The organism is Dehalogenimonas etheniformans, assembly GCF_014672715.2.
In the GTDB taxonomy this organism is placed as follows: Bacteria; Chloroflexota; Dehalococcoidia; order Dehalococcoidales; family Dehalococcoidaceae; genus Dehalogenimonas; species Dehalogenimonas etheniformans.
This window is the reverse complement of sequence record NZ_CP058566.2, coordinates 896,919-920,372: the sequence shown is the minus strand read 5'-3', so window position 1 is coordinate 920,372 and position 23,454 is coordinate 896,919. Positions and strand designations below refer to the sequence as shown.

The window sequence follows — 23,454 nt, the reverse complement described above, 5'->3', positions numbered from 1 at the left end:
TCCCTTGGACATAATCCTGATACTTCTCATCGCCCTATTGGTAGAGTTCACCCTCGGCGATCCACCGAATGCTATACATCCTGTAGCCTGGATAGGTAGGGCAATCTCTTTTTTCGAACGTTTGGGATTTATTGGCGGCAAGACTTATCAATTCGTCTACGGAGCGGTCGTGACCATCGGACTTACTGCGGTTGTGACCTCCGCCGTCTTATTCCTCGTAGCCTTGCTTAAGGATATCAACTATGTTTTGTACGTGGTAGTGGCCGGCATTCTACTAAAAATGACTTTCAGCTTTGTATACCTTCGAAAAACCGCTCTGCACATAAAAGGTCTTATAGAAAAAGATGAAACAATTGACCAGGCCCGATTTGAACTAAGAGCACTTGTCAGCCGCAACACATCCAAGCTCTCTAGGCCATACCTGGTATCGGCCACTGTTGAATCGGTATCCGAAAGCCTGTGCGATAGCCTGGTTTCGCCTCTGTTTTTCTTCGTAGTTTTCAGTCTGTTTGGGCCGTACGGTTTGGCTGCCGCCTTCGGTTTTCGAGTCGTATCAACTTATGACAGCATGATCGGCTACCATGGGAAATACGAATATCTAGGTAAGTTTCCAGCACGGCTGGACGATGTTCTCAATTACATCCCCGCCAGAATCTCCGCCTTGATGGTTATAGCGGCCGCCTGGATCACCAAAATGGGCGCCAGACGCACCTGGAACATCGCCAAGGTCGACCATTCAAAGACCGAAAGCCCGAATGCAGGGTGGCCTATGGCGGCCGCAGCAGCGGCGCTTCGGGTACAATTTGAGAAGATCGACCATTATCGGCTGGGAAGAGCTGAAAGACCAATGACACCGGAAGTCATAGACGATTCCTTACGACTCATCAACAGCGCCACCTGGATATGGGTCATTATCTGCTTTGCCGCGGGAGGACTGATTTATGCCCTCGCCAAGGCCTGAGGTTGTGGCTCTCTCAAGTTGCTACCATGGCGGTCCGAATTATGCTGAATTTGAACATCTGGGGATTGACCCTGCTGACGTTCTAGACTTCAGTTCAAACTCGAATCCTTATCCGTTCAAACTTGATTTCAAACTTGAAGATGTAGTGATAGATCACTATCCAGATTCGGATTCTGCCGAACTTCGGCGTGCACTTGCTGCTCAGAACGGTTTGATGCCTGAAAATGTCATCGTTGGTGCCGGCAGCATGGAAATTATCAGGCTAACGGCACAATCCTATTTCAACCATGGTGACAAAGTATTGATATTTAAACCAACATTCGGCGAATATGACACGGCCTGCAGGATAGCCGGAGCAGAGGTTGTGGAGTTCTGGACCGAAGAAATGAAAGGTTTCAATCTTGACCTTGACCGCGCAATTAAGGTGATCGAACATCTGAAACCCAGAGCAATTTTCATCTGTAATCCGAACAACCCCACCGGCCGATATCTTTCAATAAAAAATGTAGAACAAATGCTGGGTGCGGCGGGTCACGGACTCGTGGTGCTTGATGAAGCTTATATCGCATTCACTCAGGATCCTTGGAAATCGGTCAGCCTAATATCCCACGGCAACTTGATTGTAGTCAGAAGCATGACCAAGGATTTCGCTCTGGCCGGCTTGCGACTTGGTTACGGACTAGCCTGTCAGGGCATTATTGAAAACCTGAATAAGGTAAAGCCGCCCTGGAATGTTAATGCCATTGCACAAAAAGCTGGTCTGCAAGCCACACACGATGTCGAGTACATCTCAAGGAGTGAAGGACTCATAAGGACCAGCCGTGACTATTTGCTAGGCGAGTTAGGCGTCTTGAGATTCAAGCTGGTGCCGACACAAACGAATTTCTTTTTGATGAAGGTCGGCAAAGCCAGGGAGTTCCGGTCAGCCCTCATGAGACAAGGAATTGTTGTCAGGGATTGCAGCTCATTTGGTCTGCCAGAGTATGTTCGCATTGCCCCGCGGACGTTGCCAGAATGCAAGAAGCTGGTTGAAGCGGTGAGGTCCCTGACATGGCGGCTTGACAAGGCTTTCTGCCTACATTAATATTAGAAACAATTGAATAAGGGTTACGGCGCTCGCAAGAGCTTAATTGGGAAGTTCCGCGCAAGTCGGATGCGGTCCCGCCGCTGTAACTGGTGACGAAAACGGCAACATAGCCACTATCTTTAAATAGAAGATGGGAAGGCGCCGTGAGTAGGTTGGAGCCAGAAGCCAGAAGACCTGCCGTAGTTATAAGCCCTCGAGGAAGGGTTCGGGAAATGGTAAATCCCTGAACCGATAAGGTTCGGGGATTTTTTATTTAAATCCCCGGGCTGAGTGCAGTTCGGGGATTTTTGTTTTATGCGAGTGTTCTCATGAGAGCAGCAATACTCGAAACACCGAAACAACTTGTTTTGGGCCAAGTCGAAATGCCAGCATGCCCTTCCGGCGGGGTTTTGGTTAAGGTATCGAGCTGCTCAATATGTTCTTCGGACGCCAGAATGGTAATTAATGGCCACTCCGGATTGGTCTATCCAAGGATCCTCGGGCACGAACTGTCCGGTGTAATTGATGAGAGCCAAAGCGAATTATATAAACCTGGAGATAGAGTCCAAATCTATCCGGGTATCAGCTGTGGGCGTTGTTCAGCTTGCCGCAGAGGAGAAACCCGGCGATGCATTGCACTAAAAACACTTGGGTTTTCCGAGGATGGTGGGTTTGCAGAATACCTCGCGTTACCAGCGACAGCGGTTACTACCGGCGGAGTTAATCTGGTCCCGGAAAATGTCACTGATGAAGAGGCCGCAATGGCCGAACCGCTGGCTAGCTGCCTAAATGCCCAGGAAAGGGCAAAAGTAGGCCAAGATGATTCCGTCCTTATCATAGGCGGCGGGCCGTTGGGCTTGTTGCACAGCCGCCTTTCCCGTCTCAGAGGAGCACAAAGGGTTTTCATCGCCGAGAAGGATGAAAACCGCCTCAAACTGGCTAGTGAACACGGAAGAGCGGACAGGGTCATCGATACCAGCATAGAGAGGCTGCCACAAATCATCAGAGACGAAACCGGCGGCCGTGGTGTCGACGTAGTTATCTTGTCATCTAATTCAACATCAACCGCTAACTTGCTGCCGCTTCTGGCAGACGCAGGCCGCTTATCCCTTTTTGCCAGCCTGAGTAAAGAAACGTCCTCGGTTTGGTTCGATATTAACCATGTACACTACCGAGAACTGGAAGTAACAGGATCGTTCGGCTCAACCGCAGTCCAGAATACCGCAGCATTGAAGCTGATCTCCCAGGGAATGACCGTTGCTGACCTGATAACCATGCGTATCAGCCTTGAAGACATTGCCGAAGCAATAAATTACACCCTTGAACGCAAGGGTTTGCGAGCAGTAATCAATTATAATCAGTGATTAAGGAGGAGAAAGAATGGTAGACAATCTGAAAGAGTTCGGGGCCGGGATCGCTCGCCTGATAAACAAAGGTAGTCTCAGCCGCCAAGAGACCAAGGCCATGTTCGATGAATTAATGGCAAACACTCAACCCGATTTGCAGCAAGGCGCATTCCTGGCGGCGCTTACTTCCAAAGGGGAAACCGCGGAGGAGATCGCCGGGGCCTGGGAATCTATTTATCTGGGGGACACTGTCAGAGTGAATCCCAAAACAACCACACCCCTGATAGAAAACAGCGGTACCGGCATGGACAGCTTAAAAACTTTCAATGTCAGTACTGCGGCGGCAATAATCGCGGCGGCCGGAGGCAATTATATGGCTCGACACGGCGCCCGGGCGCTGACCTCCGCGTGCGGCACAATTGATATAGTAGAGGCTCTTGGTGTAGACGTAGAGTGCGACGTCGAATTGGTAAAACACTCGATAGAGACGGCGAGTATAGGCATATTTAACGGCATGAGCGGCAAAGTTCACCCGCAAGCTCTTTTCCGCATCCTGTCCCAGATACGTTTCGGAACAACCCTTAACATATCGGCGTCTCTGGCCAACCCGGCCATGCCCAAATACGGGGTTCGGGGCGTTTATGCGCGAGACCTGGTCGAGCCCGTGGCGAAAGTAATGAGGGAAATCGGCTACAAAAGAGCGTTAGTGTTTCATGGCTCCAATGACCGAGGCAAAGGGATGGACGAAATCTCAATCTTCGGTGAAACACTCGTGGCCGAGGTGAACGACTCTTCGGGAATCCGAACTTTCACCGTTACTCCGGAACTCTTCGGCATTCATGCAGCTATTGAGTCGGACATCCACCCACTCGCTGACCGAGAAGCTGAAGCACGACGCCTGGTAGCGATCTTATCAGGAAAAAGGAACGGGGCAGATTACCAGATTGTCTGTGCCAACGCCGCGCCCATTTTCTATATTGCAGGGCAAGCCGGGGACTTAGCCGAAGGATATCGGATGGCAGAAAGAATAGTGCAAACGGGTAAGGCAGCCGCCAAACTGCGCGAATGGGTGTCAACCCAGACAACAGACTCAGCCGAAAGTCTACGAAAACTTGAGAATCTATTGCAGCATCGCAATGCAGCCAAAAAAAAATAAACGCATAGGAGAAAAAAATGACAACTCTTTTAAACAAAACCCTCGCAGCCATCAAACCGCTGGACAAAAACGCTATGGAAAAAGCCGCGGCCAGACAGGACATCTTAATAAAGCCACAGGGCGCGCTGGGCAGATTGGAAGAGATATCGATCAGGTTAGCCGGAATTCAGCGAAAAGCCATTCCGGTAATCAAGAACAAGGCGATCATCACGATGGCTGGAGATCATGGTGTCGTTGCAGAGAAAGTCGGTAATTTCCCTCAGGAAGTCACCCCACAAATGGTTTTGAACTTCGTGCACGGCGGCGCCGCAATTAATGTGATCTCCCGGCAGATAGGAGCCCGTGTCGTAGTGGTGAACATGGGTGTGGCGGGTGACCTGCCGGCCAATATACCGGTTGTTAACAAGCTGGTGGCAAGGGGCACCAAGAACCTCGCCAGGGGCCCTGCAATGACCGAGGCGCAAGCAATTCAATCAATTGAAGCCGGTATTGAGGTGGTTAACTCTGAGATTGATAAAGGTTTGGATATTGTTGGCACCGGCGATATGGGCATCGGCAACACCACACCTTCCGCAGCCATCTGCGCGGTCATGACCGGACAATCAGTCGCTAAAGTAACCGGACGAGGCACAGGAGTGTCCGATGAGCAACTCCAGCACAAGATCGAAGTAATAGAAAGGGCCATTGCAGTCAACAAGCCGGATCCGAAGAACGGCATCGACGTGCTGGCCAAACTCGGAGGCTTCGAGATCGGCGGTATTGCCGGTGTTATTATAGGCGCTGCCGCTCGCGGGGTCCCGGTCGTAGTTGATGGTTTTATTTCGGGGGCAGCCGCCCTGATCGCCGAAGCTATCGCCCCTCAGTCGAGGGAATATATGTTCCTGGGACATCTCTCCGTAGAGCCCGGGCACAAAATCATGGCCGATAAGCTTGGTCTGAAACCCATAGTCACTCTGGACCTTCGGCTCGGCGAAGGGACGGGCGCGGCAATAGGTATCTTTATTGCCGAGACCTCTGCTAAAATACTGGCCGAAATGGCGACCTTTGGCGAGGCTGGTGTTTCCGAAAGTAAAGAATAAAACGCAAATCGGAAATCGAGACCAAACACCTCGAAAGCCAGATTTAAGGGATCGCTGAAAGGCAGTAACACAATGTCCTTTCTGGCAGCTCTCCGCTTTTTAACCAGCATACCCATCCCGTTCAGGCGGGAGGAATGGGATAGACCATTGACCCAGCAACAATTTGCGAGGTCATTGGTCTATTACCCGCTGGTCGGATTAATCCTGGGGGGCATACTCTGCGGCCTTTATTGGGTGTTCTCCAATCTGCTGCCGCTACTCCTGGCCAACGCGATGATCATCGGCATATTGGCATATCTTACCGGCGGCTTGCACCTGGACGGACTGATCGATACCTTTGACGGCCTGGCAGGTGGGCACAAATCGCCGGAACGCAGGCTCCAGATAATGAAGACCCCTGATGTCGGAGCCGTGGGCGTGACAGCCGGCATCGTACTACTATTACTGGAATTCGCCGCGCTCGCTAGCGTACCTCAGAGCCATATCTACGTTGCCATTGTCCTGATGACGGTGCTTTCACGGTGGGCGATGTCATATGCCGTTTTCAACTACCCTTACGCCCGAGAAATCGGCATGGGAAAAGAACTAAAAAGCGGATCAAACAAATGGGTCCTGCCGGTCGCCACCGTACTGGCGGCAATAATAGTCGTCGTGATCGCCGGTTGGCTAGGAATAGTCACAATGGCGGGAACCTGGGTTTTGACCATTGCCCTCTCTGGGTTTTTTAAAGGTAAATTCGGCGGTCTTACGGGTGACACTTATGGCGCTCTCAACGAGATCAGCGAGTTCACCATTCTGCTAATAGTGATACTCTTCTCGTTCAATAACTGGCTATAGGGGACAAAATTGAGACTTATCCTGGTCAGACATGGCAAAACAGCTACCGATAATCCTGAAAAATGCCATGGTTTTACGGATATAGACCTTTCAGATGAAGGCTACCGACAGGCTGATCAACTAGCGGAGCGTTTTAAAGGGCAGAAAATTGATGCAATCTACGCCAGCACTCTGCGCAGGGGAATTGAAACAGCGGAAAGAATTGCCTCAATCCAGGGGATTAAAATCAATTCTGCGCCGGAACTTAATGAGGTGAATTTCGGACAGATTGAAGGGATAACGTTTGAGGAGGCCTGTGGGTTGTTCCCTGAAGTAACCGACTTGTGGCAATGCGGCAGTACGAAAGTGTGTTTCCCCCTCGGCGAAAGATTTCTCGATTTTGTCGAAAGAGTTAATTCCTTCATCAAAATACTGAAAACCCATAAGGACAACGAAACGATAATGTTAGTTGGGCATGGAGGGCCTTACAAAGTACTGGTGTGTACGCTACTCGGTCTGCCCGTCGATCATTACTGGCAATTCAAATTCGATATGGCCTCAGTGAGCATAATCGATATCTATTCCACAGGTGCCATATTGGGGAAATTAAGCGATACCTCACACCTAATAAAGGAAACAAAATGACAAAAAGGACAATTCTCCTCATCGGTGGGGCACGTAGCGGCAAGAGTAGTTATGCTGAGGAACTTGCCAGGCAAATCGGCGGCGAGGTATTGTTCGTAGCCACCGCCGAAGCACGTGACGATGAGATGAAACGGCGGATCGAGGTGCACCAAAAATCCCGTCCGGTGCACTGGCACACCCTTGAGGCGCCATATAAGGTTGGCAGTTGTATCTCTCAAGAGAATAGGAACCTAAATGTCGTCGTCCTGGACTGCATCACTCTCCTTGTCAATAATGTGCTATGTCAGCATATGGCGGTTCAAGGTGAGGATGTCGACGAGAAAACGGTTGAGGATGACGTTAAAACTGAGATCAATTCGATAATCGAATGCATGAAAAAAAGCACGGCTACCTACATAATGGTGACCAATGAGGTGGGAGAGGGAATCATTCCTCTCGGCGCTTCAACGCGGATTTATCGTGACGTACTTGGAAGAGCAAACCAGATGTTGGCCCGGGCAGTTGGCGAAGTGTATCTAATGGTGGCCGGCATTCCACTGAAGGTAAAGCCACAAAACTAGAGACTACGCACTCCTCGATTTTGTAAAAACAGAAAGAGGCGGCTCGAATTGAGCCGCCTCTTTACATAATGTCTATTACAGGCTAAAGTAGTTTGTCTATCTTGGACTGCAGGGAACTCTCCGGCACGGCTCCTACAACCGTCTCAGCCACCTTGCCGTCCTTGAAAAACATCAAGGTTGGGATGGACATGACCCGGTACTGACCTGCGGTTTTCTGGTTATTATCAACATTTATCTTGCAGAACTTGAATTTTTCTTTGTGCTTCTCTTCCAGTTTATCAACAATCGGGGCGACCATCCGGCAGGGACCGCACCATGGTGCCCAAAAATCAACCAAAACGGGAACTTTAGATTTCATTACCTCAGCGTCGAAGGTATCATCGGTAACTTCCAGCGGCATAGTTCACCTCTTTCTGCAGACTATCTACAATAGTAACGTGTCAGGCTCAGGTAGGTCAACACGGCAAAGGCATTGGATCAAACAGGCCGATAGAAGAGCAGATGACCACAGACGCTAGTTGAGTGGTGCTATGGGCAGAGGAGTGCCTCTACCATAGCCCTCAACTGGTCTGAGGTGAATCCTTTAACTACAATACCAGCCTTGGGACAGGTAGCCATGCAAACGCCGCAGCCACGGCATTTCACTGGATCTGTTTCGACAATTTTCTTGATGCCGTTGCCGCTCTCATATTCAATCAATGTGATTGCATTGTATGGGCAGGGTTCGACGCAATAAGCGCAGCCATCACAATTAGCCTCGATGACTTCCGATACACGCGGTTCAAGATCGATCCTGCCTTTTGCGATAGTAGCCAACACCCGGGCAGCCGCCGCCTGGGCCTGGGCGACGGTCTGGGGGATATCCTTGGGTCCCTGAGCACAGCCGGCGATGAAGACTCCGTCGTTCATGGTGGCAACCGGATCAAGTTTTGGATGCCTCTCCAAGAAAAAGCCGTCGGCACTTCGCGACAATCCGAAGAGACGTCCAACAGCTTCAGTGTCTTTTTGCGGCTCAACAGCGACGGCGAGAACGACCATGTCAACCGGAACTCGTAGAACGACGCCCTGGAGCGTGTCTTCTACGATTACGATTAGTTTGCCGGGGGCTTCATCGCCTACCGTCTTGTCTGTAACTTCGGCCACTTTGCCGCGGATGAAACTAACACCTTCTTCGGCAACACGATTCGAAAATTCTTCATATCCTTTGCCAGCGCATCTCAAATCTATGTACATTTGATAGACGTCCGCACCGGTGCGCTCCTGGATAAGATGTGCCTGTTTAAGTGAATACATGCAGCAGATTTGGGAGCAGTACTCATGATAATTTTTGTCCCGGCTGCCCACGCAGTGAACTATAGCAACGGATTCTGGTTTGCGACCATCTTTCAACTTGATCTCACCGCTGGTCGGGCCGGAGGCGTTAGCCAGGCGCTCGAATTCTAGGCTGGTTATGACATTTTCGTATCTGCCGTAGCCATAGCGGGATATTGCCGAAGGATCGAAAGTATCGAAGCCGGTGGTCACAATAATATTGCCGACTTCTAATTCAACGGTCTCCGGCTTTTGATCGAAATCAATGCACTTTGCTTCACAGGCAGCTACGCATTGGCGGCAATCCGAACAACCAGCGCAATTGAGACAGCGGGCAGCTTCAGCGATAGCCTGAGCTTCGGTTAAACCCAATTCGGTTTCATCGAACGTTTTATTGAATATGGCGTGCCCGTTCTTTACGCGCTCAGATTTCTTTAGCCCATTAAGCGATGGGCGAACGATGCTGGGTTGGCGTTTTCTATTTTGGCTGAGATCTTGCCTTTGTAAGTAACGATCTATCGAGGTGGCCGCTTCCTTGCCTGCGGCGAGGGCTTCAATGACGGTGGAAGGGCCGGTTGTGGCATCACCGCCGGCAAAAACACCTTGAAGATTTGTCTCCAGAGTTAAAGAAACAGTCTTGATTGTGCCATTGGGCAGTCTCTCGAGTCCAATGAAAGAACTGGCACCGACGGATTGGCCGACGGAAACAATGACGTTATCAACCTCAAGATCGTATTCAGAACCGGCGACAGGCACCGGCCGACGGCGACCTGAGGAATCCGGTTCAACGAGTTCCATCCGGATACAACGCAACCCAATGACTTTGCTATCCTTCTCGAAAAACTCGATTGGGGCTGTGAGGAAGGTGAGATGAACACCTTCAGACTCAGCGGCTTCGACTTCCTCAGATATAGCAGGCATTTCAGCACGGGAGCGGCGGTAAATGAGAGCTACCTCAGTCGCGCCAAGCCGAATAGCGGTGCGGGCGGCGTCAATGGCAGCGTTACCACCACCAATTACGGCGACCTTTTGTCCAAGGGTTGGGGAATTGCCTTTCCTGACCGATTTCAAGAATGTAAGGGCATCGTAGATGCCTTCAGAAGATTCTCCGGGAATTCCCAGCTTCTGGCTCTGCCAGGCGCCGACAGCTAAAAAGGTGGAGGCATAGCCCTCTTCCTTTAGCTTTTGAAGGGAATCAACGCGAGTACCCGTCCTGATTTCAGCTCCAAGTCCGGTTATTTGAGAGATGTCATTATCAAGCGCGGTGTCAGGCAGGCGGTAGGACGGAATGCCGTAACGCAGGATGCCGCCCGGCTTTTCGTCAGCTTCAAATACTGTGACTGGATAGCCAAGTTTTAGAAGGTCATAAGCGCAGGCGAGGCCGGCCGGGCCGGAGCCGACAATAGCGACTTTTTCTGAACGGGTGATATTGGGTCTTACAGGTTGTCTAGGGTGAGTGATCTCGTAATCAGCCAGAAATCTCTTTAAAGAACGAATGGAGACACTTTCATCGAGGTCTTTCCGGCTGCACTCGGTTTCGCATGGGTGAGTGCACACCCGCCCACAAACAGAGGTAAAAGGCATCGTCCTACACACCACCTCGAGGGCTTCAGCGAATTTACCCTGGGCAACGAGCGCGATATAACCCTGTGCATTCACTCCAGCAGGGCAGGCGGCTCGGCAGGGAGCGGTGCCGCGGCGGTCGATCGTGTAAGTATTAGGGACGGATTGGGGAAACGACCTATATGCAGCTTTGCGAATTGATAAGCCCTGATCAAACTCGGAGTGAACGGAAACGGGACAGACAGTGGCACAATCACCGCAGCCTTTGCAATCTTTTTCCCGGACATATCGCGGTTTACGATTGACGGATATTTTGAAATCACCGGCATGACCCGAGACAGAGCTGACCTCGCTGTATGACAAGAGCTCTATATTTGGATGTTGGCCGGCCTGGCTCATCTTTGGAGTAGAAATGCAGGCGGCGCAGTCGAGAGTGGGAAAGGTCTTATCCAGTTGGGCCATGTGCCCGCCGATCGTCGGTGATTTCTCGATAAGGAACACTTTATTGCCGGATTCGGCGATTTCCAAAGCTGCGGTTATACCGGCAATGCCACCGCCGACGATAAGTGTATTTTTGTTTACTTCAATGCTTCTGGGTTCAAGAGGTTCTTGTAACGAAACCCGTCGAACAGCAGCTCGAACGGCATCCTTGGCTTTTTGGGTAGCGGCGGCGGGGTCTTCGCGGTTAACCCAGGCACAGTGCTCTCGGATGTTGGCCATCTCGAATAGATAAGGGTTTAAACCGGCTACCTGGAGAACACGGCGATAAGTTTTTTCGTGCATCGTCGGGGAGCAAGCCGCAACTACCACCCGGTTCAGGCCAAGTTCGATAATATCTGTCTTGATAACATCCTGTCCTGGGTCTGAACACGTGTATTTGTTGGCCCTGGCGACGACCACATTAGATAGGGTACCAGCATATTCAGCAACGGATGCGACGTCAACAACACTGGCGATGTTGATGCCACAATGACAGACATAAACACCTATTCTTATGTTATCGGCCACAAAAGCCTCCTGGAATTTTAGAGAGCCTCGGCGATTAACTCGCTTAAATCCATTATCGCAATTTGATCGGTCACCGATTGGTTTAAGGCGGTATCCTTAAAGTTCGATAAGCAATACGGACAGGCGGTGATTAGGGTATCAGCACCAGTTAACAGGGCTTGTTTCAATCTTTCTTCGCAGAAGCGTTCATCTCTTGGGGTATCCATCCAGATGCGCCCACCCCCGCCGCCGCAACATAACGCATCGGCTTTAGCCGGTTCAATTTCGACAAGATTTGCACCAATATCGGCTATGGTGTTACGGGGCAAATCATAAATACCGGAGTGGCGCCCGAGATAGCAAGGGTCGTGATAAGTTACGGTTCTCTCGGCGTTCTTGCTTAATTTGATCCGTCCTTCGCGAATGAGCTCAGCAAATAGTTGCGATGTATGCACAATCTCGAAATGGGCATCAATTTCAGGATAGTCACGCGTCAATGTATTAAAACAATGGGGGGAATTTACTATAATTTTTCGAACGCCCTTTTCGTTAAAGAGGCTCGTGTTTTTGCCGGCGAGTTGTTGGAACAAAGCCTCGTCGCCTGCTTTGCGGGCGCTTTCGCCGCAACAGACCGCACCTTCGAGTATACCGAAGTCAACACCAGCCGCTGATAGAACCTTCGCCGTAGCCCTGGCAACATTCTTCATTGCTGGATCATACGATGTGACGCAGCAGGGAAAGAAAAGGTATTCGGTCGCGCTAGTAAACCGACTAATACGCATTCCCTCGGACCAAGCGTTACGGGCTTCAGCGGGTTCTCCAGACGGGTTGCCGACCGCTGACAGGTTGCGTAATGTGGCCGCTAGCGCCGTGGGCGTTTCAGCAATCCCCATGCCGATTACGGAACGCCGGAGTGCTGTCATTAGGTCAAGAATCGGGACGCTCCGGGGACAACGTTGGACGCACTTATTGCAGGTGACGCATCTCCAGACTGAGTCCGATTCAAAATCGGTAAGGCCCAGCCGTGCTTCCTGGAACATGCGCCTCGGTAAGAATGAGATGTAGTCTCGCCAGGGGCACGTGGCGGAGCACGTACCGCATTGATAACATTGTCCGAGAGCCTCGCCGCCGGCTTCCTTGATCAGGTCGGCGACTTCCCGGAACGGTGATTTGGTTCCCAACAGTCACCTCCGCTTATGTTGAACGGTCGTTCAACATATTCAGGGGGATTATAACATACAGGGGCAACGGGTACCAGTTAGTACGTATGCTCCGGGTGTTCGGTCGGCGTCGGTAGTTCCACAGAAACTGTCGTTCCCTGGCCGGGGATCGATTTAATGGAGAGTCTGGCACCAATGAGTTGAGCGCGTTCCTGCATACCGGTTAGACCCAATTTGCCGCTTACTGCCAGATCGCCGATCCTGTCGGGAGGGTGGAAGCCGCGGCCGTTATCCTTGATGGTAAAGATCGTGGTCTCGGGAGTAAAATCAACGGTGACCCAGACATGCGTGGCCATCGCATGCTTTCCTACATTCCGCAATGATTCCTGAACGACCCGGAAGAGGACCAATTCGGCTTCGGGAGGAAATCGCCTGGGTTCCCCGTTAATTTTTAGTTCGATTTTGAGTTTATAATGTTTCGCCAATTCCGGAATTAGCCAGTCTATCGCCGGGATTAATCCCAGATCATCAAGCACAGACGGCCGCAAGTCCTGACTGAAACGGCGGACTCCACTCAAGGTACGGTTGATATGCTGGTGCATATCCTCAAGATAAGCCTCATCTGTAGAAGGTAAGGCCGGATGGATTGTCATGAAGCCATCTACTTTACGTGACAAGGCGATAAGGTCCTGGGCGGTCTCGTCATGAAGTTCTTGAGCGATACGGCGGCGCTCCTCCTCCTGGGCGATAGTGATCTGCTTTAGATAGAACCTCAGATTCTGCTGCATGCGCTGCAATTCGCGCTGCGCGTTCTCCAATCTTAAATATGCCACCTGGCGGTGTTTTTTATCGGTCTCGTAACTCTCGAGCCAGAGATTCACCACCAGCCCGATGATTACGATACCGATAATCTCGATGATATCGTCTTGCGTGGGTCCGGATTGTGAGAGAAATAGGTTGGGCATTATGATGCCGACCGCGATCAACAAAGCCAACAAGCCGAAACGCATACCGAATACAAGAGCGGCATAGGTCACCGGCAGTAGCATGATGAGCCTTCCGAAAGAATGCCGGGTGAGTGACAAAAAGGAATCGGGATCGATTGCGTTGATAAACGGAATGAGATGAGGGTATTGAAGAAAAAATCCCCCCACAAACAGGAGGACCAGCAGCCAAAAATGAAAATTAAGCAAAAAACGAGGAAGACGTCTCGATTTCGCTGGTTTAATAATTGATTTCATCGTATTGGCAGTGACCGCATTTACGGCAATTCCTCCATGTAAAACCAGCCCCTTTTCAGGCCGTACAAAATAGCTTCAGTCCGCGAGCCAACTGACAACTTCTTGAATATGTTCGAAAGATGAGTTTGGATGGTCCTGTTGCTGACGAAAAGTTGTTCGGCGATGTCGCGATTGCTGACACCTTTGGCGGCCAGTTTCAATACTTCCATTTCGCGCTCGGTGAGCGTGTTTGCCGCCGAATCTTCCTCCGATTTCACCGCTTTTACTTTTAGGTGATCGATGACACGCCTTGTCGTCGAGGGTTGGAGGATAGATTCGCCGGAATACACCGCCCTTATGGCATCGATCAGCTGATTGCCGCGCACGTTCTTCAATAAATAACCGGCGGCGCCTGCCTCAAGAAGGGCCATGATATACTGGTCGCTGTCGTAGGCGGTCAGTATCAAGACCGCAGTCGTGGGCAGGATCTTTTTGATCTGTTTGGTCGCTTCTATGCCGTTCATGTTGGGCATAGCAATATCCATCACGATAACGTCGGGTCTGTAAACGCGTGCCAATTCTACCGCTTCGACACCGTCACTAGCCTCAGCCACTACCTGCATATCGGGCTGTCGCTGCACCAGTTCCTTAGTGCCTTCCCTGACGATGACATGGTCATCCGCCAGGAGGACTTTGATCTTATATGTACTTTCCATAACGTTATGATCTAAATCATTATATTCCGGTGAAGCCACGCTGTCTATAATTCAGCTTTGTTTTCACATAACCTGTTGGCAATTGAATGGCACAAAACGGCAATGTCCTCAACCGGCAGATAGCCGGTAACACTGGAGTCAAACAAAATCGAACCCTCCGGCGGTAGAACGCCATCACCTCGCCAGAGGATCCAGTCGATACTTATCTTGGGGAAAACAGGAATCGATACACCGACATCGCCGAGGTCAATAGGGTTGCCACCTAATTTCAGGGCAGCGGCAGCAAGATCGCCATGGGCATTGCCGAATTTGTGAACTACCGGTCCGATCGCTCTTTTATAGAAAGTGGGGAAATAACCTGCGCCTTCAGGTAGGTCTTTAAACGAGATCGATTTTCCTGTTTTTGGTCGACCGCTCGCAGTTACCAGATAATGCAAAATAGGCAATTTATCGGTGATCGAAAGGGGGTGCCCGGGCGCATCCAGTGTGCGTTGCTTGATTTCAACAATAACTTGGGTATTCAAAAAGGCCAATTCCAACTTTGAATCGGGAGTCAGCGAGGCGCCGGTCCGTTGGCACAGGATCACCGGGTCGGATTCGGCAAGCCTGTCAAAAGCCAACTGATAGGACTGGGCATAAGCCGTTTCGTATCCCGGAGGCGAAGGTAAATTTGGCATTCGATTCATATGCCCTCGGTTCATTTCGGCTGCGTTAATACGGCGATATCTATTTCCAGTTCGTTTTGAGATACGAAAGGAGATGGGCTGCTTCTCGAGGTCCGACCATGATCTCCCATCCCGGAAGCTGCTCCTCAAGGCCGCCGCTCTCCTGGGCAATATACCCGGGGATGATTATCTTGCGGTGCTTAATCCGATCGGCAATCCCGCTCTTTTTGACAAATCCGCCTATATTATCGGCGCCAAACTTCCCGGCTGCCCAGGCGGTCATTACTGAGAGCCCTTCGGTGTCCTTGATAAGCAGGTGGGCAGGCATCCGGGTATTCTCTATTTCGCCGGAGACGATGAAATAGGTCAGTGAGAAGTTGCACGTGATGGCAACGGGTGAGTTTTCATTCGGCCCGTTTATTTCATAGATCCCTTCGGCAGTCGCCTGAGGCCTCTGAGGGTCATTGAACAGGTTCATGCGGGCGACCAATAACGGGAATAACGTCTCTCCTTTGAAATCGGATAACACGATTATCCCGGCATACTTCGCCATCATCACGGAGGCTATAAGAGCCTCTTTCAGCGGGTTATCGGTCATCTCACCCGGAAAAACGATGGTCGGATAGCCCAAGGCACGAAATTTTTTCAACAGCGCCAATCTCCGCAGAGCCACCTGATCAAATAAAGCCTGCTTGGTGCTTCTCGCGCCGGTGTCAAGAATGATATCCTTGATGTTAAGTTTAACAAGGCGGTCGGTGAGTTCTGCTAATCCGTCCAGACTGTTACTTCTTGCCACGACCGGCAAGCCATAATCTATAGCGACCGGAGCCAGGAGGTCGAGTTTCGATTCGGTAATCGCACAGAGGACCGGTTTTCTCTCCGAACATGCCTCCGCGGCCGCCAGGAAACCATCGACCTCTTCGCACATAAGAAGGATGCCAGCGTCAGTTTCAGTTTTCGCTCGTTTTGCTAACGATGCATAAATCTCAGGGTTGCCGGACTCATATTTTAGGGCAACCAGTTCCGGCCGAAGCGTGGCGCCGACGCGGGTGTAGGTATAATACTTGATCGCTTTTAGCCTGCGATCGATTTCAGCTTCAGGCATGACATCACTGATCATAATCGCCAGCCCCGGGGGATTTTCAAACCTTTTTTCATGCCGGAACAAGACGGTTTCGCCACCAACTTTGAGAGGTTTGCTTTCCGTGACAATGGTTATCGGACGAAGCGGCGGTGCCGAAGCCGCTTCAAGCTTTATCTTTGATTCCTCGGTCATGAACGCGCAGGCACTCAATTCCGCCTTACCGGCAGCGAGACTCATGGCAAAAGCCAGACAGGTGGGCACCCCGCATTTTCCGCAGTTCGTCCTCGGCAGGTATTTGAAGATTTCTATCCCGGAAAGGGCCATTATTGTCTCCTTTAGGTTACAACAGGGGGTCTAAAGACAGCGCAGGGTGATTTTTCTCGGTCAGGAAGGGAAGAATCTCTTCTTCGGTCGTGCCAATGGTCTCATCGGCTATTCTGCTCAGCAAATCAGGAATGCCAATTTCATTTGCCCGTTCGTTAAAGAGGTCGCTGACCTCCTCTTTCAGAGATCGCGGCATCCACACCAGCCGTTTGATTCCATCTTCAGCCGCGAGAAATTTCCGCTGGGTAATATTATATTTGGAATGCCCCACGAAACCCGGCGTCGTTACTCCGCCGCCGATTGTCCCTGCCAGTGTGGTAAATTTCATCCCGCACGGCGTCATTTCCGTAAATTCCCGGTTAACCGTCATCACTCCGTTACACAGCGGCAGGATTGCGGAAATGCATTCCATGCAGCCGCAGGCGGTCATCGGGTCCGAAATGATGCTATAAAAGTTGTAGTGGTCTACGGCGCCCCTGGAAGCTTTGAAGACGAATTCGTTGACCCCCTTCCACTGCCCCAGTCTGGGCTCCAGCGTTTGGCCTTTGGGTACCGGCTGGTTTGGACCGAGCGGGTTAATCTCAAAAGAAGCCTTGCAATCCATCCAATTGTACGACCCGCAAAGCCCTGTCCGCTCGGGACTGATGACACAGACGTGGGATGGAGCGAACGATTGACATAACAGACATGAATAAAATGTATCGACTGACTCATCGGTCATGCCCGCCACACGGGAATCCCGGGCGGCATAAGCTTCTTTAGCCTTGGCTGTGATCGCCAGGACATCTTCAGCACTGGTATATATTTTGATCTGCAGCTTATCGAAGATCCTGCCGAAATCCTGGTGCAATTTGGCATGGAGCAGCTTTCCGATATGCTCCAACCTGAACCCTTTTTCTACCGCACCTTTGCTGATACGCAACCAGGCGATATCCCTTTGGCCGATGTGCATGACGCCCTGAGCGTAGTTGATCAGATGATGTATCTGCCGTTCTAGAATAGGTTCATAGTCGTCCTGCATCTGTCTTCCGGCGACCTCGACCAGTATTGCCAGAGGTAATTTAGCGCCCGCGGAGACTTCGTTCACGTCGGGCCCGTTGACTGTTACCAGCCCGTCAACGACATCGTCAATCGGCTTTGAAGTCACCCATTCAACCATCGGGGTCCGGCCGCCGCCGCATTCCAGATAAATGTCTTCGCCCCTGACTCTTTCCCCCTCGTAGGCAGGGCCGTAGGCGACGGGAACAGGCACTTCGTTAACAACGATCTTCAGCCCGCGAACGTCGATAGCCCGGTTGACGATCTTATCATGGGGGACATCGGCGACTACCGCCAACGGAATTTCCGGTATCGGGGTATCGGCGATCACTGGAAATCCGAAATTGAGAGCCCCGGCTGCAGTCGCCACCCATTCTTCATTGACGTCGCCAAGTGCCATTACAAAAGCATAAACTCGATTTTTGCAATATTCGAATAATTCCTTTGAGCGACCCGGTACAATATTTCCGAAAGATAACGCGACTCGAACGGCAAACCCGATGGCAAATACGGTTGATGATACGTCGGGGCCGAAGGAAACCAGTCTCGTCGGCCAACCGACCTGGACGCCGGATTCGAGCAATTGTTCAGACATGCGACGCCCGCCGCTTGAAGCACTCATGAACGTATAAAGGTTTTTCTGCTGAAGGTCGGTGGCGATCTTTGCGGCAACCGTATTTGATGGGGCAGCACCGAGGATTGCGGCAAAACCCGGAGCACTGCCGTCGACAAATTCAACTCCCCTTTTTCTTAAAATAATATCGTCGGCGGCTCCCAACCAGACGTTATCTGCTCGGGGGTCTTCCGACTGAGTATAAAAGTCAGGCATCTCAAGGTATCGGATCGCCTCAATAATTTCTTCGGCAAACAAGGCTGCCAACCCGGCATTGAGCACCGGTTCGAGAGAAGATAGGGTATCGTCAGGATTCATCCACCCCGGTAAAATGTCCCGGCAACGTTGGATCACCTGTGCCGCATCGCCCAGCGTCTGTACTTTTTGAGCGGTGACTCCATAAATCACAGGAAGAAAATAAGCAGTATTCGGGAAACCGATTAGTTTCCCGGTCCCATAACGTGCCAGAGTGTTTTGCCAGGCTGTTTCAGCACGGTCAACCAGACTATGGGCGCCTTTAATGGTGGCGGAAGCTATCAAGTTTGACATTTGAGTTCCCTCGATAAGACGTAGTCTCGACTCAGCTGAGATCACCGATCATTTCGCTAACCAGTTTAATGGCTTCGGGATGCCTCATAATTAAAATATCCGCGCCAGCCAACAGAAGCAGGGTAGCACTCATGGCTTCAAGCGTTATGCCTCGCTTTTCGGCATCTCCAAGCCTTGGGTCTTCGGATTCGGAAATCTTTGCTTCCTTGGATTTCCAGGTTTCACGAGCGATGTTGCAGATTAGAGGGAACTGGAGTTTCTCATCTTGTTGGGTCAGCGCGGCCATCCTGATGCGCTCCATCACCGAGTAGGCATATTCAATCCCGTAACCGATGGCGCTCACCGTCGGGTCCATTATCATGTTATCGGATTTGACCCCCAGGTTGGCCATCAGTATGTTCAACTGTTTGGCTAGATTGATGTCGATAGGGCTGGATGCAATGACAGTGTGACCGTAAGCCATCGCAGCCGCCGCGATCTTTTTGTAATCACCTTCCTCTACCGGTCCCAGTGCCAGGCAGCGGTCCTGGACGAGTTCGGCGACCGCTCTCAGCACCTCGATGTCCTTTTCGTGATTTGCGGTACCCCAGACGATAAGGGGAACGTCGATGGCATAAGCGACTTCAGCGACGACCTTGGCTGCCGTTCGGGGATCTCTATCGCTGCCGTTGGGGTCTGTGCTCTGCAGCTGCAGACAGATCATTTCGGCTCCGTAGACTTGAACGCATTTTTTAGCCCAGGCGACGGGGTTGCCCATCACATCTACAAAAGGCGCCTTTGCTGCCTCAGGCCAATCTGATGGGGCCTCATCGTAGACTTCCATGGCTATGCGAGGCAAATTGGGCGAAGCGCCTTCGAACGAGTAAAACGGGTAACTAACCTCGCCACCAACGGTGATGCCTTTTTCCCCATCACCCAGGTGAATTGAACGGATCGTTCCGGAATAGTTTATTCTAGGCATTTCGACGGCCATAAATTCCTCTCGTTCGGGGGCGGTAATCGGCTCCAGAGCTATTGTAAGCCGTGGGCAAGCTTGGCGGCTTTGACCGTGTTGGCCATCAGAATGACGATTGTCATCGGACCGACGCCACCGGGAACCGGTGTGATGGCTCCGGCAACAGTCTTTACATTATCAAAATCGACGTCGCCACACAAGATTCGCTTGCCTGCGGGAGTCTTGCCGATCTCGTTGGTACCTACGTCGATCACCGTTGCGCCCGGTTTGACCATATCGGCGGTGATGAAACGTGGTTTCCCGATGGCTGATATAAGGATATCGGCGCGGCGCGTATGACTGGCAATATCACGGGTGGCGGAGTGGCACACGGTCACCGTAGCGTTGGCTCCGCCAGCCTTCTGCATGAGCATATTGGCTATCGGCTTGCCTACGATGTTTGATCTTCCGACGATTACCACCTCAGCTCCGTTTGTTTCGACATGGCTTCTCATCAACATTTGTTGGATACCGGCTGGAGTACAGGGCAACAGCCCTTGCTCGCCGATGACCATTCGTCCGATATTAACCGGATGAAATCCGTCGACATCTTTATCAGGATGAATGGCTGTGAGCACCTTGTTCTCATTAATATGTTTGGGCAAAGGCACCTGCACCAATATGCCGTTAATCGTGGGGTCGTCGTTGAGGGTCTTCACGAGGTAGAGCAGTTCCTTTTCGGAAGTGGATTCATGCAATGGATAATTGGTCGAAAAAATGCCCAGCGCCTGACAGGACTTGATCTTTGAACTGACGTAAGTTTGGGACGCCGGGTCATCGCCGACTATCACTGTAGCAAGGCCGGGTGTGATTCCGTGCCTGGATTTAAGCAGATCTATCTCTTCTTTGAGCTCTTCGCGAATTTTCTGGGCAATCTCGGTACCGCTGATTATCCTGGCTGTCATGCACGGACCTCGCTTGATCTTTTCGAAAGAATAAGTTTCATCATTTTATCAACGGCTGTTACCGATAGGGCTCCCTCGGGTATATCCAGCAATGACCTCTGGTTCCAGTCATATTCCAGGATAAGTCGATCTTCTGGTATTCTGGCGTCTAACGATACGCCAAGGCGGGCGAACTCGGCTTCGACGAGAGGATCGACCTTATCAGGCGACTGGTTCAACACGACCCATCTCCGTTTGATATCGAGTTTCAGTTCGCTTATCAACTGAATTATCGTGCCTACGGTACGCGCACCCTTAACCGAATGATTGGAAACGATAACGAGATGATCGATCGATTCGGTCGTACCCCGGCTCAGATGTTCCAGACCTGCTTCATTGTCCATAACCATGAACTTGTAGTTAGGCAAAAGCCTGTCTATGAAGGACTTCAGCACATTGTTGGGAAAACAATAGCAGCCCGATCCCTCGCCACGGCCCATCGTAATTAAGTCGATACCCTGGCTTTCTATTATGGATTCGTTCAATTTTGAATTGAGAAACGCATCTTTAGACAAACCAGCCGGAATTGCGAGTTTATTCTCGTTATATTCGGCAAGGATAGATCCGATAGTATTTCCGAAGTTTAGGCCAAGTCCTAGCCCGAGGTTAGCTGCCGGATCGGCGTCAACCGCCAGCACTGGCGAGCCTTCATGCCTTAGAAGATAGCGAATAATCAGACAAGCGATGGAGGTTTTGCCCGTCCCTCCTTTGCCCGCCATAGCGATAGAGACAGTCATTGTGCGTCCCCATCAACTGGCTCACCTGATTGTCGATTGATTGACGGAAACAGGCGCACGTCGGTGTGAGGTAAAAACATTGAAGCCGTATAGTTCTCCATGAAAGACGAGTTTTCCGAAAGTTCAATGTTAGTCACCAGGCTGGCTACACTGCGTCCTGCTTCAATAAGTTCGGTTGAAAAACTGGAAAGCCTGGCGCCTAGCAGAGATCCGTTGCCGATAAATACAAACTTGCTCCGATTGATGTCCGGTAACAGGCCAATCGTAATCGCATCTTCGATGTCGAGGTGAGTGCCGAAGGTACCGGCGACAATCACGCGATCTAAACCATCGAATGTCAGATCTACGCTATCCAATAATGTTTGATAGCCGGCGTACATTGCACCTTTTGCTCGCATCAGGTTCTCGATATCGATTTCCGTCAACACGATGTCTTTGCCGATCGCAGAAGACAATGCAGAGATCAGTAGGTACTCGGCGCCGTCTTCACCGGCTCGTACATACTTGGCGTTTTCAATATTGAACTTACCCTTTTGATTTATCACGCCATTCAGGAACAGCCTCGCCACCGCGCTGATAAGACCGGCGCCGCAAATACCGCGTGGTCTATCTCCCCCGATGGTGGTGACCACCGGGGCGCCGTTAGCATCGATATTGAAGGATTCAATCGCGCCGGCGGTCGCCAGCATCCCATGGCGGATGCCTCCGCCCTCAAAAGCCGGGCCGGCAGAGCACGAGGCGGAGACCATCCACTCTCTGTTCCCGACAACGATTTCCCCATTGGTGCCGATATCGATGTAAAGAACTGTTTCGGGACGTTGGAAAATCCCCGTACCTACAAGGCCGGACACTATATCGCCTCCGACATAGCTGGCAACCGCAGGAATCGTCGAAACCGGTACATCGCAATCCAGATCAAGTCCGATATTGCCGGCGGAAAGGACTGGTAATATGGAAGCGACAGGCACATAGGGTTCGAGCCTCAGATATTTTGATTCCAGCCCCAGCAGCAACTGGGTCATGGTAGTATTCGCCCCGATCATCACGTGTGTAATAGATCTTCGTTTGACTCCTGCGTGCCCGATCATGCCGGATATAAGTTGGTTCAGTGTTGCTACGACGGCCCGTTGCAACTGGTCCAAACCGCCGGTTTTTCCGGAATAATTTACACGGCTGATAACGTCATCGCCATAAACTCGCTGACCGTTGTATTCCACTCCTTGTGCCAGGACTTTACCCTCGACGAGATCCAATAACTCGCCCCTGACCCCGGTAGTCCCGATATCGAACGCAAGTCCAAAATTACTATTCCTGGTATCCCCTGACTCCACATCGGTCAACCTGAGCCCGCGCCGCTCCTTCAAAACCGTCAGTGTGATCTTCCAATTGTTTTCTCTGACTGCGACAGGTAGCTTTTTTAAAAAGGAAATCCCCATTAAAGGGTTGGCAATCCCATTTGATTCGAGAGCCCGTTCCAGGCGGGTAAGATCGCTTGAATTGTCCTGCAGATTTGGGACAGGTAATTCAATATACAGCTTGAAAACCGGAGGAGCGAAACGCCAATCGGTAGCTGCCATGATCTCTTCACGGGTGACAAGGGCCCGGAGATGCCCGATTGAGGCGGGCGCCTGAGCCCCGGGTAACACTGTAACCACGAGGTCGGTAAGAACCCAGGTCTGGCAGGCCAGCCGTATTCCTTGCGCCAGGTCCTCCTCGCATAGCACAAATCCCTTCGGACCGTCGACCGCGCCTCGCTCTATCAGCACCTTGCAGGTGCCGCAAACACCGTCACCGCCGCAAGAAGCGGCTATGCCCACACCGGCGTTCCGGGCGATGTCGAGCAGGTTGTCACCCTCTAAGGCGCCAATAGAGATGCCTGCGGGGTTGAAACGAACGTTAATCGGTTTGTTCATGTGATAA

20 protein-coding genes and 1 riboswitch are annotated in these 23,454 nt (G+C 51.3%); of the genes, 8 read left to right on the top strand and 12 right to left on the bottom strand.

Features of this window, described 5'->3' with window-relative positions; translation table 11 throughout:
• Positions 1-4: 4 nt before the first annotated feature.
• From HX448_RS04660 to cobU, 8 genes are all read left to right on the top strand, one after another.
• Positions 5-961: a cobalamin biosynthesis protein gene (locus tag HX448_RS04660; RefSeq protein WP_102330400.1), complete on the top strand. Its 957-nt coding sequence runs from the start codon at positions 5-7 to the stop codon at positions 959-961.
• Complete coding sequence (locus tag HX448_RS04655; protein WP_102330401.1) at positions 942-2,045, top strand: pyridoxal phosphate-dependent aminotransferase; 1,104 nt, start codon at positions 942-944, stop codon at positions 2,043-2,045. The genes HX448_RS04660 and HX448_RS04655 overlap by 20 nt, the downstream gene beginning before the upstream one ends.
• Before the next feature lie 9 nt (positions 2,046-2,054).
• Positions 2,055-2,244, top strand: a riboswitch (cobalamin riboswitch).
• A 112-nt stretch (positions 2,245-2,356) separates the two neighbouring features.
• Positions 2,357-3,391, top strand: coding sequence for an alcohol dehydrogenase catalytic domain-containing protein (locus HX448_RS04650; protein WP_102330402.1), 1,035 nt, complete (start codon positions 2,357-2,359; stop codon positions 3,389-3,391).
• A gap of 16 nt (positions 3,392-3,407) precedes the next feature.
• Positions 3,408-4,529 (top strand): anthranilate phosphoribosyltransferase, encoded by a 1,122-nt coding sequence (trpD, locus tag HX448_RS04645; protein WP_102330403.1) that lies wholly within the window; start codon positions 3,408-3,410, stop codon positions 4,527-4,529.
• 17 nt (positions 4,530-4,546) lie between these two features.
• Positions 4,547-5,608: a nicotinate-nucleotide--dimethylbenzimidazole phosphoribosyltransferase gene (gene cobT, locus HX448_RS04640; RefSeq protein ID WP_102330404.1), complete on the top strand. Its 1,062-nt coding sequence runs from the start codon at positions 4,547-4,549 to the stop codon at positions 5,606-5,608.
• A 72-nt stretch (positions 5,609-5,680) separates the two neighbouring features.
• Positions 5,681-6,445, top strand: coding sequence for an adenosylcobinamide-GDP ribazoletransferase (cobS, locus tag HX448_RS04635; protein ID WP_102330405.1), 765 nt, complete (start codon positions 5,681-5,683; stop codon positions 6,443-6,445).
• A 9-nt stretch (positions 6,446-6,454) separates the two neighbouring features.
• Complete coding sequence (locus HX448_RS04630) at positions 6,455-7,069, top strand: histidine phosphatase family protein (protein WP_102330406.1); 615 nt, start codon at positions 6,455-6,457, stop codon at positions 7,067-7,069.
• On the top strand, positions 7,066-7,629 hold the full coding sequence (gene cobU / locus HX448_RS04625; RefSeq protein WP_102330407.1) for a bifunctional adenosylcobinamide kinase/adenosylcobinamide-phosphate guanylyltransferase: 564 nt from the start codon (positions 7,066-7,068) through the stop codon (positions 7,627-7,629). Before HX448_RS04630 ends, cobU begins: the two co-directional genes overlap by 4 nt.
• A gap of 82 nt (positions 7,630-7,711) precedes the next feature.
• Here the strand turns inward: cobU and trxA are convergent, their stop codons facing one another.
• The 12 genes from trxA to HX448_RS04565 form a co-directional block, all read right to left on the bottom strand.
• Positions 7,712-8,029: a thioredoxin gene (trxA, locus tag HX448_RS04620; protein ID WP_102330408.1), complete on the bottom strand. Its 318-nt coding sequence runs from the start codon at positions 8,027-8,029 to the stop codon at positions 7,712-7,714.
• Positions 8,030-8,157: 128 nt separating this feature from the next.
• Positions 8,158-11,511, bottom strand: a complete 3,354-nt coding sequence (locus tag HX448_RS04615; RefSeq protein ID WP_162485867.1) for an FAD-dependent oxidoreductase — start codon at positions 11,509-11,511, stop codon at positions 8,158-8,160.
• A 17-nt stretch (positions 11,512-11,528) separates the two neighbouring features.
• Entirely contained in the window at positions 11,529-12,671 is a 1,143-nt protein-coding gene (locus HX448_RS04610) for a (Fe-S)-binding protein (RefSeq protein ID WP_102330409.1), read from the bottom strand.
• Between the two features lie 77 nt (positions 12,672-12,748).
• Positions 12,749-13,699: a sensor histidine kinase gene (locus HX448_RS04605; protein ID WP_226846857.1), complete on the bottom strand. Its 951-nt coding sequence runs from the start codon at positions 13,697-13,699 to the stop codon at positions 12,749-12,751.
• A gap of 212 nt (positions 13,700-13,911) precedes the next feature.
• On the bottom strand, positions 13,912-14,586 hold the full coding sequence (locus tag HX448_RS04600; protein WP_102330411.1) for a response regulator transcription factor: 675 nt from the start codon (positions 14,584-14,586) through the stop codon (positions 13,912-13,914).
• Positions 14,587-14,630: 44 nt separating this feature from the next.
• A complete protein-coding gene (locus HX448_RS04595; protein ID WP_162485868.1) occupies positions 14,631-15,263 on the bottom strand; it encodes a DUF3786 domain-containing protein in 633 nt (210 codons plus the stop codon).
• A gap of 49 nt (positions 15,264-15,312) precedes the next feature.
• Positions 15,313-16,659, bottom strand: coding sequence for an acetyl-CoA decarbonylase/synthase complex subunit gamma (gene acsC / locus HX448_RS04590; RefSeq protein WP_102330413.1), 1,347 nt, complete (start codon positions 16,657-16,659; stop codon positions 15,313-15,315).
• A 16-nt stretch (positions 16,660-16,675) separates the two neighbouring features.
• Positions 16,676-18,859: an acetyl-CoA decarbonylase/synthase complex subunit alpha/beta gene (gene acsB, locus HX448_RS04585; protein ID WP_102330414.1), complete on the bottom strand. Its 2,184-nt coding sequence runs from the start codon at positions 18,857-18,859 to the stop codon at positions 16,676-16,678.
• 31 nt (positions 18,860-18,890) lie between these two features.
• The gene (locus HX448_RS04580) at positions 18,891-19,832 is read right to left on the bottom strand and encodes an acetyl-CoA decarbonylase/synthase complex subunit delta (RefSeq protein WP_102330415.1); all 942 of its coding nucleotides are present in this window, start codon (positions 19,830-19,832) and stop codon (positions 18,891-18,893) included.
• Positions 19,833-19,870: 38 nt separating this feature from the next.
• Complete coding sequence (folD, locus tag HX448_RS04575; RefSeq protein WP_102330416.1) at positions 19,871-20,758, bottom strand: bifunctional methylenetetrahydrofolate dehydrogenase/methenyltetrahydrofolate cyclohydrolase FolD; 888 nt, start codon at positions 20,756-20,758, stop codon at positions 19,871-19,873.
• On the bottom strand, positions 20,755-21,534 hold the full coding sequence (locus HX448_RS04570; RefSeq protein ID WP_102330417.1) for an ATP-binding protein: 780 nt from the start codon (positions 21,532-21,534) through the stop codon (positions 20,755-20,757). The genes folD and HX448_RS04570 overlap by 4 nt, the downstream gene beginning before the upstream one ends.
• Positions 21,531-23,447 carry an ASKHA domain-containing protein gene (locus tag HX448_RS04565; RefSeq protein WP_102330418.1) on the bottom strand — a complete coding sequence of 639 codons (1,917 nt, stop codon included), beginning with the start codon at positions 23,445-23,447 and terminating at the stop codon, positions 21,531-21,533. Before HX448_RS04565 ends, HX448_RS04570 begins: the two co-directional genes overlap by 4 nt.
• Between the last annotated feature and the right edge of the window lie 7 nt (positions 23,448-23,454).

What these genes read in the sequence shown, in the direction of transcription:
- trxA (WP_102330408.1), bottom strand. Translation starts at nt 8,029, where the DNA reads ATGCCGCTGGAAGTTACCGATGATACCTTCGACGCTGAGGTAATGAAA.
- HX448_RS04655 (WP_102330401.1), top strand. Translation starts at nt 942, where the DNA reads ATGCCCTCGCCAAGGCCTGAGGTTGTGGCTCTCTCAAGTTGCTACCAT.
- trpD (WP_102330403.1), top strand. Translation starts at nt 3,408, where the DNA reads ATGGTAGACAATCTGAAAGAGTTCGGGGCCGGGATCGCTCGCCTGATA.
- HX448_RS04565 (WP_102330418.1), bottom strand. Translation starts at nt 23,447, where the DNA reads ATGAACAAACCGATTAACGTTCGTTTCAACCCCGCAGGCATCTCTATT.
- HX448_RS04605 (WP_226846857.1), bottom strand. Translation starts at nt 13,699, where the DNA reads ATGCTACTGCCGGTGACCTATGCCGCTCTTGTATTCGGTATGCGTTTC.
- acsB (WP_102330414.1), bottom strand. Translation starts at nt 18,859, where the DNA reads ATGTCAAACTTGATAGCTTCCGCCACCATTAAAGGCGCCCATAGTCTG.
- acsC (WP_102330413.1), bottom strand. Translation starts at nt 16,659, where the DNA reads ATGGCCCTTTCCGGGATAGAAATCTTCAAATACCTGCCGAGGACGAAC.
- cobS (WP_102330405.1), top strand. Translation starts at nt 5,681, where the DNA reads ATGTCCTTTCTGGCAGCTCTCCGCTTTTTAACCAGCATACCCATCCCG.
- HX448_RS04600 (WP_102330411.1), bottom strand. Translation starts at nt 14,586, where the DNA reads ATGGAAAGTACATATAAGATCAAAGTCCTCCTGGCGGATGACCATGTC.
- folD (WP_102330416.1), bottom strand. Translation starts at nt 20,758, where the DNA reads ATGACAGCCAGGATAATCAGCGGTACCGAGATTGCCCAGAAAATTCGC.
- cobU (WP_102330407.1), top strand. Translation starts at nt 7,066, where the DNA reads ATGACAAAAAGGACAATTCTCCTCATCGGTGGGGCACGTAGCGGCAAG.
- HX448_RS04580 (WP_102330415.1), bottom strand. Translation starts at nt 19,832, where the DNA reads ATGGCCGTCGAAATGCCTAGAATAAACTATTCCGGAACGATCCGTTCA.
- cobT (WP_102330404.1), top strand. Translation starts at nt 4,547, where the DNA reads ATGACAACTCTTTTAAACAAAACCCTCGCAGCCATCAAACCGCTGGAC.
- HX448_RS04650 (WP_102330402.1), top strand. Translation starts at nt 2,357, where the DNA reads ATGAGAGCAGCAATACTCGAAACACCGAAACAACTTGTTTTGGGCCAA.
- HX448_RS04595 (WP_162485868.1), bottom strand. Translation starts at nt 15,263, where the DNA reads ATGCCAAATTTACCTTCGCCTCCGGGATACGAAACGGCTTATGCCCAG.
- HX448_RS04570 (WP_102330417.1), bottom strand. Translation starts at nt 21,534, where the DNA reads ATGACTGTCTCTATCGCTATGGCGGGCAAAGGAGGGACGGGCAAAACC.